This is a genomic window from Micromonospora sp. NPDC007220 (assembly GCF_040634035.1).
Taxonomy (GTDB): domain Bacteria; phylum Actinomycetota; class Actinomycetes; order Mycobacteriales; family Micromonosporaceae; genus Micromonospora; species Micromonospora reichwaldensis.
In genome coordinates this window covers 26,853-36,677 of the sequence record NZ_JBEYEU010000041.1, presented here as the reverse complement: position 1 = coordinate 36,677, position 9,825 = coordinate 26,853, and the positions used below count along the sequence as shown (strand labels likewise).

General features: G+C 73.8%; 10 protein-coding genes. 5 read left to right on the top strand and 5 right to left on the bottom strand.

Annotated elements, in window-relative coordinates; genetic code table 11:
- Window positions 1–68: 68 nt before the first annotated feature.
- A complete protein-coding gene (gdhA, locus tag ABZ573_RS31385) occupies window positions 69–1,406 on the bottom strand; it encodes an NADP-specific glutamate dehydrogenase (protein ID WP_132234528.1) in 1,338 nt (445 codons plus the stop codon).
- A 112-nt stretch (window positions 1,407–1,518) separates the two neighbouring features.
- Between gdhA and ABZ573_RS31380 the strand changes: the two genes are divergently transcribed.
- Window positions 1,519–1,839: a MazG-like family protein gene (locus tag ABZ573_RS31380; protein WP_358122683.1), complete on the top strand. Its 321-nt coding sequence runs from the start codon at window positions 1,519–1,521 to the stop codon at window positions 1,837–1,839.
- A gap of 191 nt (window positions 1,840–2,030) precedes the next feature.
- Here the strand turns inward: ABZ573_RS31380 and ABZ573_RS31375 are convergent, their stop codons facing one another.
- A complete protein-coding gene (locus tag ABZ573_RS31375; protein WP_358122681.1) occupies window positions 2,031–3,050 on the bottom strand; it encodes an NAD(P)/FAD-dependent oxidoreductase in 1,020 nt (339 codons plus the stop codon).
- 80 nt (window positions 3,051–3,130) lie between these two features.
- Here ABZ573_RS31375 and ABZ573_RS31370 point away from each other — a divergent pair, with 80 nt between their 5' ends.
- From ABZ573_RS31370 to ABZ573_RS31360, 3 genes are all read left to right on the top strand, one after another.
- Window positions 3,131–3,724, top strand: a complete 594-nt coding sequence (locus tag ABZ573_RS31370; RefSeq protein WP_327028583.1) for an XRE family transcriptional regulator — start codon at window positions 3,131–3,133, stop codon at window positions 3,722–3,724.
- A 148-nt stretch (window positions 3,725–3,872) separates the two neighbouring features.
- Entirely contained in the window at window positions 3,873–4,292 is a 420-nt protein-coding gene (locus ABZ573_RS31365; RefSeq protein ID WP_358122679.1) for a protein-tyrosine phosphatase family protein, read from the top strand.
- A 264-nt stretch (window positions 4,293–4,556) separates the two neighbouring features.
- Complete coding sequence (locus ABZ573_RS31360) at window positions 4,557–4,805, top strand: hypothetical protein (protein ID WP_151455819.1); 249 nt, start codon at window positions 4,557–4,559, stop codon at window positions 4,803–4,805.
- A gap of 167 nt (window positions 4,806–4,972) precedes the next feature.
- Here ABZ573_RS31360 and ABZ573_RS31355 read toward each other — a convergent pair whose 3' ends face one another.
- Window positions 4,973–7,246 (bottom strand): excinuclease ABC subunit UvrA, encoded by a 2,274-nt coding sequence (locus ABZ573_RS31355; protein ID WP_358122677.1) that lies wholly within the window; start codon window positions 7,244–7,246, stop codon window positions 4,973–4,975.
- Between the two features lie 177 nt (window positions 7,247–7,423).
- Between ABZ573_RS31355 and ABZ573_RS31350 the strand changes: the two genes are divergently transcribed.
- The gene (locus ABZ573_RS31350; protein WP_225852326.1) at window positions 7,424–8,164 is read left to right on the top strand and encodes a MerR family transcriptional regulator; all 741 of its coding nucleotides are present in this window, start codon (window positions 7,424–7,426) and stop codon (window positions 8,162–8,164) included.
- Window position 8,165: 1 nt separating this feature from the next.
- On the opposite strand, the gene ABZ573_RS31345 is transcribed toward ABZ573_RS31350, so the two are convergent.
- Together ABZ573_RS31345 and ABZ573_RS31340 are read right to left on the bottom strand one after the other, a co-directional pair.
- Window positions 8,166–8,894 (bottom strand): methyltransferase domain-containing protein, encoded by a 729-nt coding sequence (locus tag ABZ573_RS31345; protein WP_358122674.1) that lies wholly within the window; start codon window positions 8,892–8,894, stop codon window positions 8,166–8,168.
- A 177-nt stretch (window positions 8,895–9,071) separates the two neighbouring features.
- Window positions 9,072–9,812 carry a YwiC-like family protein gene (locus ABZ573_RS31340; RefSeq protein ID WP_225852325.1) on the bottom strand — a complete coding sequence of 247 codons (741 nt, stop codon included), beginning with the start codon at window positions 9,810–9,812 and terminating at the stop codon, window positions 9,072–9,074.
- Window positions 9,813–9,825: the final 13 nt, after the last annotated feature.

Here is a 9,825-nt window from a genome sequence, read left to right as displayed (position 1 = left end):
CGGGGGGCCCCCCCGCCGGCCCCCCCCCCCCCCCGCCCCGGCGCTGTCGCGACTGACCGGTCGCCCCGTCAGATCAGGCCGTGGGCCAGCATCGCCTCCGCCACCCGGCGGAACCCGTCGATGTTGGCCCCGGCCACGTAGTCCCCGGGCAGCCCGTACTCCTCGGCCGTGCTCCAGCAGCGGTCGTGGATGTTGCGCATGATGTCGCGCAGCCGCTGCTCCGACTCGGCGAACGTCCACGAGTCCCGGCTGGCGTTCTGCTGCATCTCCAGCGCGCTGACCGCCACCCCGCCGGCGTTGGCCGCCTTGCCCGGCGCGAAGCGCACCCCGGCCCGGCCGAGGATGCGTACCGCCTCCGGCGTGGTGGGCATGTTCGCGCCCTCCACCACCGCGACGCAGCCGCCGGCCACGAGCGCCGCGGCCTCCGCGCCGCCGATCTCGTTCTGCGTCGCGCACGGCAGCGCCAGCTCGCAGGGCACCTCCCAGACGGTACGGCCGGAGACCGCCACCGCGTGCGGCACGTGCCGCGCGTAGTCGTCGAGCCGGGCCCGGCGCTGCTCCTTCAGCTCCCGCAGCAGCTCCAGGTCGATGCCCTTGTCGTCGAGGACGTAGCCGGACGAGTCGGAGCAGGCGACCACCCGCCCGCCGAGCTGGTGCACCTTCTCGATCGCGTAGATCGCCACGTTGCCGGAGCCGGAGACCACCACCCGCTTGCCGTCCAGGCTGTCGCCGGTCTGCCGCAGCATCTCGTCGGCGAAGAAGACCGCCCCGTAGCCGGTCGCCTCCCGGCGCACCTGCGCGCCCCCGTACGCCAGGCCCTTGCCGGTGAGCACCCCGGACTCGTACCGGTTGGTGATCCGCTTGTACTGGCCGAACAGGTAGCCGATCTCCCGGCCGCCGACGCCGATGTCCCCGGCCGGCACGTCGGTGTCCGCGCCGATGTGCCGGTACAGCTCGGTCATGAAGCTCTGACAGAACCGCATCACCTCCCGGTCCGAGCGGCCCTTCGGGTCGAAGTCCGCGCCGCCCTTGCCGCCACCGATCGACAGCCCGGTCAACGCGTTCTTGAAGATCTGCTCGAAGCCCAGGAACTTCACGATCCCGAGGTAGACCGACGGGTGGAAGCGCAGCCCGCCCTTGTACGGGCCGAGGGCGCTGTTGAACTCCACCCGGAAGCCCCGGTTGACCTGGATCCGACCGCGGTCGTCCTCCCACGGCACCCGGAAGATGACCTGCCGCTCCGGTTCGCAGATCCGCTCGATGATCCGCGCCTCGGCGTACTCGGGGTGTCTGGCCAGCGCCGGGCCGATGCTCTCCAGCACCTCGCGTACCGCTTGGTGGAACTCCGGCTCGCCCGGATTGCGGGCGACCACGCTGGTGAACACCGTCTCCACGGTCTCCGGCATACGACACGTCCCTTCGCTTGCGCTGCTAGTCCCTGTTGCTATCACCCGGACCCGGTTACCCGCCAACCGTCCCGCGATACGGACCGTGACCTCCGTCCGGTTCACTGGTCGCGTGGACGAGTCGATCTGGGACGCGGTCCGGGCCTCGCGCGGCTGGTTGGACGCCGCCAACGGCACCGGACATACCGAAATGACCTGCCGGATCCTCAAGCTGACCGAGGAGGCGGGGGAGGCGGCGAGCGCCTGGATCGGTCTGCTCGGTCAGAACCCGCGCAAGGGTGTCACGCACAGTCGCGAGGACGTGGCGGCGGAACTGGCGGACGCGGCGTTCACCGCGCTGGTCGCCATCGAGAGCCTCGGGCTGGACTCCCGCCTCGTGCTCGACGCGTGCGCCAGGAAGGCCCGCGCCCGCGTCGGTCCGCCTCCCACCTGAGCCGTCTCCCACCTGAGCCGTCTCCCACCTGAGTCGCCGCGCCCGCTTCCCGGGCTGAGCCGCCGCCCGCTCAGGCCGCTTCCCGGGCTGGGCTGCCGCGCCCGCGTCGGGCCGCCTTACGGCTGGGTCGCCGTGCACCGCCAGGGCCGCCGCGCTTCCGGCGGGACCGCCCACCGATGCCTGTCGGGACGTCAGAGGCCGTGGCGACGGTCGCCCACCACCTGCTCGCAGAGTGCCGCCTCCGACTTCGCGGAGAACGGGGCGCGGTGGGCGGCGACGGCCCGCCGGGTCTCCTCGGCGACGAGGTCGGCGTTGATCTGGGCCGCGACGACCACGCCGGCCGCCGCGGCGGCACCGACCTGGGCCGCCGGATCGGTGACGTTGCCGGCGACCCACACCCCGGGCACGTCGGTGCGGCCCGTCGCGTCGGAGGGGACGTGCTCGCCGACGCCCGCCGGGTGTGCCGCGGGTCGCAGTCCGAGCGCCGCGAGGAAGCCGGCGCGCGCCACCATCCGCGACGAGACGGCCAGGGCCTCCCGGCGCACGAGAGTGCCGTCGCCCAGCCGTACGCCCACGAGGCGGTCCTCCACGACCTCCAGGGACGCGACCTCGCCGCCCACCACGCCGATGCCGCGGGCCGCCAGCTGCTCCGCCTGCTCGTCGGTGAGCGGCGGCATGGTGTGCTGGAAGTACGTGACGTCGGCGCTCAACTGTCGGAACAGCAGCGCCTGGTGCACCGAGAACGGCCCGCTGGCCAGCACGCCGATGGCCCGGTCGCGCACCTCCCAACCGTGGCAGTACGGGCAGTGCAGGACGTCCCTGCCCCAGCGCTCCCGCAGCCCTGGGACGTCCGGCAGTTCGTCCACCAGCCCGGTGGCCACCAGCAGCCGGCGCGCGCGGACAGTTCGACCGTCGGCCAGCGTGACCGTAAACCTGCCGTCGTCGCGGTTCGTGGCGGCGACCTCGCCGGTGACCACCCGGCCGCCGTAGCCGCGTACCTCCGCCCGGCCGCGTTCCAGCAGCTCGGCCGGCCGGATCCCCTCGCGGGCCAGCAGCCCGTGCACGCCCTCGGCCGGGGCGTTGCGCGGCGTGCCCGAGTCGAGCACCACCACCGACCGTCGCACCCGGGCCAACGTCAGCGCCCCGCTCAACCCCGCGGCGCCACCTCCGATCACCACCACGTCGTAGCTGCCATCCAACTGATCGGTCACCGTGACCACCTCCCGCGACCACGATGCGATCGCCGCCGCCATGGTGGCAAATGTTGTTGCCAAGGTGGCAAGATGGCAGCATGGACGACGACCTGGACCAGGCGCTCGGCGCGGTCGGTCCCCGGCTGCGCGCGCTGCGCCGGCAGCGGGAGACCACCCTGGCCGACCTGTCGGTGGCGACCGGCATCTCGGTGAGCACGCTCTCCCGGCTGGAGTCCGGTTCCCGCCGGCCCACTCTCGAACTGCTCCTCCCGCTGGCCAGGGCGCACGGCGTCACGCTCGACGAACTCGTCGACGCCCCGTCCACCGGCGACCCGCGCGTCCACCTGCGCCCGGTCACCCGCCACGGGATGACCATGCTGCCCCTGACCCGCCGGCCCGGCGGCATCCAGGCGTACAAGCTGGTGATTCCGGGCGGCGGTCGCAGGGCGGAGCCCGATCCGCAGACCCACGAGGGCTACGAGTGGCTCTACGTCCTCAACGGGCGGCTGCGGGTCGTCCTCGGCGACCAGGACCTCGTGCTCACGCCGGGGGAGGCGGCGGAGTTCGACACCCGCGTACCGCACTGGTTCGGGTCGGCCGACGCCGAGCCGGTCGAGTTCCTCAGCCTCTTCGGCAGGCAGGGCGAACGCGCCCACCTCCGCGCCCGCCCAAAAACCCCACCCCCACCCTGACCCCCTCCCACCCCACCCGCCATCCGCCGTTGATCATGAAGTTGTTGCCGCTTTTGGAGATCGAATCGGTCGATAACTTCATGATCAACAGCGGGATGGGGGGCGAGGCGGGGCGGCGGGGGAGGGGGGTGGACGTGAGGATGGGGGGATGAGTGACGTACGGGTGTGGGGCGAGCAGGTGGGGGTCGTCGTACTGCCGAGTGGGACGCGGGTACGGGGGCGACGGATCGCCGACGCGGCGTCGCCCGCCGACTTCGCCCTGCTGCTGGCCCCCGGGCCGGTGCCCGCCTGGCCGCACCGGCGGATCCGGTGGCCCGACTTCTGGGTGCCGGTCGACCGGGCGGACGCGGTCGACGCGCTGACCGAGGCGCTGCGCCGTGCCCACGGCGGCGAACGCGTCGAGGTGGCCTGCCGGGGCGGCACCGGGCGTACGGGCACCGCGCTGGCGGCGCTGGCGATCCTCGACGGGCTGCCGCCCGAGCAGGCGGTGGACTGGGTGCGCGCCACCTACCGCCCGCGGGCCGTGGAGACGCCCTGGCAGCGTCGCTGGCTGCGCCGCCTCACCTGACGCACCGCGCGCCTGCCCCGACCCGCGCGCCCGGCCGGCATCGCACCGCGCCCGAGCCGCGCACCCTGCGTCGAGCCGCGCACCTGGCCGGCATCGCGCCGCGCCCGAGCCGGGCACCGCACCGGGGGCACCGCAGCGGCGACTACCTTCGACGGGGCAGTCGGGCGCGGCGGGCTGTGGTGCTTGTCATCGGACGTGTTTGTGCAGCTCACGAGGGGTATGAGTGGCGCCGCACCCCGATTTCCGAGGCAGGTACCAGGCACCATGGCTCCATCCCGCATCCCCGTCCGCCACCACGGCGCCCACCGGGCGCCGGCCCGCCCGGCGTCGGTGACCGCCCGCACCGTGGCGTCGCTGGCCGTTCTCGTCGTACTCGCCACACTCTTCCTCGACGCCCTGCTGATCATCGTCGGGCTGCTCACTCCGGTCGCGGCGTCGGTGTCGCCGTTACGGCGCTGGGCGCGCCGGCTGGCGGCGCCGTCCGCCCGGGCGGTCCCCGTGTCGGGACGCTGACCGCCCGGCGGGCGCCCCCGGGCACCGCCCCCGGCCAGGCAACCGGGGGATGCGGACCCGGGCGGCCGAGGGCGATGCGATCCGGGCCGGAGGGCGATGCGATCCGGGGCCGGGCGTGACCGGCCCGGGTGCGGCGTCTGGAGGGTCGCCCTCGTCCGGCCAAGGGCTCAGCGGCCCACGTACTCGCGCAGGTGACGGGCGGTCAACGTGTCGGCGTGGGCGACCAGGTCGGCCGGCGTACCGGTGAAGACGATCCGGCCGCCGTCGTGTCCCGCCCCCGGACCGAGGTCGATCAGCCAGTCGGCGTGCGCCATGACCGCCTGATGGTGCTCGATGACGACGACGGTGTTGCCGGCGTCGACCAGCCGGTCCAGCAGGGCGAGCAGTTGGTCCACGTCGGCCAGGTGCAGGCCGGTGGTCGGCTCGTCCAGGACGTACGTGCTCCCGCTGTCGGCCATGCGGATGGCCAGCTTGAGCCGCTGCCGCTCGCCCCCGGAGAGCGTGTTGAGCGGCTGGCCGAGGGTGAGGTAGCCGAGCCCGACGTCGACCAGCCGGTCGAGGATCGCCCGGGCGGGCCCGCCGGGGAAGAAGTCGCGGGCCTCCGTGGCCGGCATCGCGAGCACCTCGCTGATGTTCTTCCCGCGCAGGCGGTAGGTGAGCACCTCGTCGGTGAAGCGCCGCCCCTCGCACCGCTCGCAGACCGAGGCGACGCCGGCCATCATCGCCAGGTCGGTGTAGACCAGGCCGATGCCCTTGCAGGTGGGGCAGGCCCCTTCGGAGTTGGCGCTGAACAGCGCGGCCTTGACCCCGTTGGCCTTGGCGAAGGCGGCGCGGATCGGGTCCAGCAGGCCGGTGTAGGTGGCCGGGTTGCTGCGCCGGGAACCCCGGATCGGCGACTGGTCGACGACCACCACGCCGTCGCGGCGGTGCAGCGAGCCGTGGATCAGTGAGCTCTTGCCGGAGCCGGCCACCCCGGTCACCACGGTCAGCACCCCGAGCGGGATGTCGACGTCGACGTCGCGCAGGTTGTGCAGGTCGGCGTTGCGGATCGACAGTTGGCCGGACGGCCGGCGTACGTGCTCACGCAGGCGTACCCGGTGGTCGAGGTGCCGGCCGGTGAGGGTGTCGGAGCGGCGCAGCCCGGCGACGTCGCCGGTGAAGCAGATCCGGCCGCCGGCCGTGCCGGCCCCGGGCCCGAGGTCGACCACGTGGTCGGCGATGGAAATCGTCTCGGGCTTGTGCTCGACGACCAGCACCGTGTTGCCCTTGTCGCGCAGGCGCAGCAGCAGGTCGTTCATCCGCGCGATGTCGTGCGGGTGCAGGCCGACCGTCGGCTCGTCGAAGACGTACGTGACGTCGGAGAGGCTGGAGCCGAGGTGCCGGACCATCTTCACCCGCTGCGCCTCGCCGCCGGAGAGAGTGGCGGACTCGCGATCCAGGCTCAGGTAGCCCAGGCCGATCTCGACCAGCGAGTCGAGCAGGTCGCGCAGGTTGCCGGTCAGCGGGGCGACCGACGGGTCGTCGATGGCGCGGACGAACCCGGCCAGGTCGCTGATCTGCATCGCCGAGCACTCGGCGATGTTGCGCCCATCGATCCGGGACGAGAGTGCCGCCGCGTTGAGCCGGGCCCCGCCGCAGTCGGCGCAGGTGGTGAAGGTGACCGCCCGGTCGACGAACGCCCGGATGTGCGCCTGCATCGACTCGCGGTCCTTGGCCAGGTAGAGCCGGCGCACCTTGACCGCCAGGCCCTCGTACGTCCAGTTGTTGCTGCCCACCTTGATCTTCGTGGACGGCTTGTGGAGGAAGTCCTGCCACTGCTGCGGCGTGTAGTCCTGGAGCTTCGTGTCGGGGTCGAACAGCCCGGAGTGGACGATGGTCTGCCAGTACCACGAGTCGACGGCGAAGTTGGGCACCTTGATCGCGCCGTCGTTGAGCGAGCGTTCCACGTCGACGAGTTCGTCGACGTCGAGGTCGGAGACCCGCCCGAGGCCCTCACACGTCGGGCACATGCCCTCGGCGAGGTTGAAGCTGAACGCGCCGGCCCCACCTACGTGCGGGGTGCCGAGCCGGCTGAAGACGATGCGCAGCATCGCGTACGCGTCGGTGGCGGTGCCGACGGTGGAACGCGAGTTGGCGCCCATCCGCTCCTGGTCGACGACGATGGCCGCGCTGAGGTTGCGCAGCGAGTCGACGTCGGGGCGGCTCACATTCGGCATGAACGACTGGAGGAAGGCGCTGTAGGTCTCGTTGATCAGGCGCTGCGACTCGGCGGCGATGGTCCCGAAGACCAGGGACGACTTCCCGGAGCCGGAGACCCCGGTGAAGACGGTCAGCCGGCGCTTGGGGATGTCCACCGAGACGGAGGCGAGGTTGTTCTCCCGGGCGCCGCACACCTCGATCATGTCGTGACTGTCGGCGGCGGACCGTGCTGGCTGCTGCATGCGAACCCTTCGCGAGATCGTGGGCGGGGTCCCGCCCGGGGTACATCTACGGGGGCCAGGCCGCCTTCAATCGTCTCATTCAACCTCCCGTGGAGGGTTTCATCTCCTTCTGCGGCACCAACGGCCCGGAGCGGGCGGGAAAGTCTCAAACCACGTGTAGACCGGTAGGGTGGCCCGGTGGTGGATGCGGGACGACGGGCCGGACGGTGGCGGGGGGCGGAGGTCGCGGCGACCGCGGGCATCTCCGTCCAGCAGGTGCGCAACTACGTCGACCTCGGCGTGCTGCCGCCGGTCGAGCGCACCCCCGCCGGCTACCGCGTCTTCACCGTCGACCACGTGCGGGCGCTGGCGGTGGTCCGGCGGATGGCCGAGGGGCACGGCTGGGCGCGTACCCGGGAGGTCATGGTCGCGGTGCACCGGGGCGACCTGGCGGCGGCGCTGGCGGCGCTCGACGCCGGCCACGCCGAGCTGGACCGGGAGCGGGCCGACATCCGGCGGGTGCTCGGCGCGTTCGAGACCGTGGTGACCAGCCCGGCCGCCGTCCTGCCGGCGCCCCGGCGCGGGGCCCGCATCGGCGAGGTCGCCGACCTGGTCGGCGTCCGCACCTCGCAGCTACGGCTGTGGGAGCAGCGCGGCCTGCTCCGGCCGGTCCGCGAGCGCGGCACCGGTTACCGGGTGTACGACGCGGCCGAGCTGCGCGCCGCGCAGGTCGTGGCGCTGCTGCGCCGGGGCGCGTACCCGTTCGACATCGTCGCGGCCGTGCTCGGCGAGATGCGTACCACCGGCAGTGCCCAGCGGGTCCACGCGGAGCTGGCCAAGCGGGAGCAGGAACTGCACCGGCGCAGCCTGCGGCGGCTGCACGCCTCGGCCGCGCTGTACGACTACCTGCGCCACCGCGACCCGGCGCTGCCCGGGTGACTCAGCGCAGCACCAGCAGGTCGAGGTGGTCGACGACCGGGCCCGTCGCCGTGGCGGCCGCGGCCCGGAGCCGGGCCAGCCCCGCGGCGTACTCCTCGTCGGTGATCAACTGGAGCGGGGTGTGGGCCCGGCGGTCGAGGCCTGCGGCGCACTCGGCCAGCGACGCCGCCGTGATCTGCGCGACGGGCTCGACGGTGCTGACGGTGAACCCGGCCGTGGCGAACGCGGAGCGCACCCGCGCCAGGTCCGGATAGGTCTCGAGGACGCGGACCGCCTCCGGGAACCAGCGGAACAGCGCGATCCGCTGGTGCCGGCCGGGAAACGGCGAGCGGATCAGCACGGGCGCGCCCGGGCGGAGCACCCGGCGCAGCTCCCGCGCCGCCGCGTCGAGGTCGGGGATGTGGTGCACCATCGTGGACAGCCACGCGCCGTCCGCCACGGAGTCGCGCAGCGGCAGCGCGACCGCGTCGCCGGCGAGCAGCGGTCGGTGGCTGGCGCGGGAGCGCATCGCCCCGGCGGGCTCCACCCCCACCACCCGGGCGCCGAACCACTCGGTGAAGGCGGCGGCCCAGGCGCCGGTGCCGGCCCCGAGGTCGAGCAGCGTGGTGCCGGTACGCGGCCGAAGGTGTTGCTGCACCGCGTGCCGCCACCGGTCCAGGCCGCTGCGCGGCAGCTCCCGGGTCGCGGCGAAGGCCGCTGAGTCGGCGTCGTCGTAGGAGATCAGAGCCACGGCCATCACCTCGCCACCGTCGCCGGGCGGTCCGGTCGAACGTTCCCCGGTTCTAGTCGGTGAGCGCTGCCGGAGGCAACGGCTTGTGAGCCAACCGACGCGGTGCGTCCCGCCCTCTGGGAGCCCTCCCGTCGACGCGGGCCGACGTGGCCCGGCAGCGCCCCGCCCCCGCCGGGGTCAGAGCGCCACCGCCGCCAGCACCAGCAGGGCGCACGCCGTCTCGACCAGCCCCACCCGCATCGGCGCGACCCGACGCCCGGCGAGCAGCACCGCCCGGGCCAGCAGCACCGCGAAGACCACGGCGACCGGCACCGGCGCCCAGAGCGCCCCGGCGACCGCGACGACGGCGTGGTACGTCCACGACACCCACCGGTACCGGACGCTGTCCCGCTCCCGGATCATCGTCTTGACGTGCACGACGGTGCCGACGAGGTAGCCCAGTGCCACGACCGTCACCCCGGCCACGTTGGTCCACGGCACCCCGGCGACCGTGGCGACGACGAGACCGAGCAGGCCGCACTGCGCCACGAAGGCGAGGTCGTTGACGAACGCCCGGTCGCGGCGCCGGCGTGCGTAGCCGGCGTTGACGGCCGCGAGGGCCACGAAGATCGGGGCGTAGGCGAGCGTCGCGGGCCGGGCCACCAGCACCGGCGTGCCGAGCGCGACGGTGGCGAGCCCGTACCCGACGAGGTGCGGGCGCACCCGGCGGATCCGCCCGGTCTTGACCGCCTGCAACCCGAAGTAGGACAGCGGGTATCCGGCGAGCGCGGCCCCGAGCAGGGGAAGGTGCAGCGGATGCGGGCCGGTGACGGTCAGCGCCGCCAGGAAGGGCAGCAGCAGCATCGCCCACGCGCCGTGCTGCGGCGGCACCCAGCCCGGTGACCGGCCCCGGCCCGGAGCGTGGCCGGGGGCGCCCACGGTGAGGCTCCCG